This is a genomic window from Neisseria sp. P0021.S007 (assembly GCF_051956855.1).
Genome location: NZ_JBQCXA010000875.1, coordinates 1 through 574, shown reverse-complemented (window position 1 = coordinate 574; position 574 = coordinate 1). Strand labels below are relative to the sequence as shown.

The window sequence follows — 574 nt, the reverse complement described above, 5'->3', positions numbered from 1 at the left end:
GCATTAAAGGCAGCCTGCGCATCGCTGTGCAGTTTTTTTAGCTGCATTTGATAGTTGCCCAAACGTTGCTGATAGTAGGTTTTGCCTTCAGGGTCGGCTTGAATCAAAGCATTGGCAACGTTTTGCGCATAAGTACCCATCAGGACGGGGTCGGTCCAAACGTGCGGATCAAACTCGCCGTGATCGTGATGATGGCCTTCGTGATCGTGGTCATGATGATGTCCACCCTCTTCTGCTTTCAAAGCCTGAATGCCTTTGGTTGCTTCGGCGAAAGGAACTTTACTCTGTTTGACTGCACGCTGTACATCGGCGGCTTCCAAGCCCAAACCGTTAAGCAATACCAATTTGGCACTGCGGATTTTTTTGATGTCGCCACTGGTCATGTGGTAGGCATGGCTGTCTTGGTTGGGGCCCACCAAGCTTTGAACGGCCACACGGTCGCCACCAATCTGTTTGGCCACGTCGCCCAAAATGCTGAAGCTGGTGACAACAGGCAGCGGAGCGGCATAAGCTGCACCGGTCAATAATGCGGCAACGATGCCGAGTTTCCAATGTTTCATATTCTCTCCAGTGA

At 51.6% G+C, this 574-nt stretch carries 1 protein-coding gene; it reads right to left on the bottom strand.

Going from position 1 to position 574, the window contains the following annotated elements; genetic code table 11:
- Positions 1 to 560: metal ABC transporter solute-binding protein, Zn/Mn family (locus tag ACTHUR_RS16470; RefSeq protein ID WP_440399752.1), on the bottom strand; the 560-nt coding region annotated here is incomplete at its 3' end.
- Positions 561 to 574 lie beyond the last annotated feature (14 nt).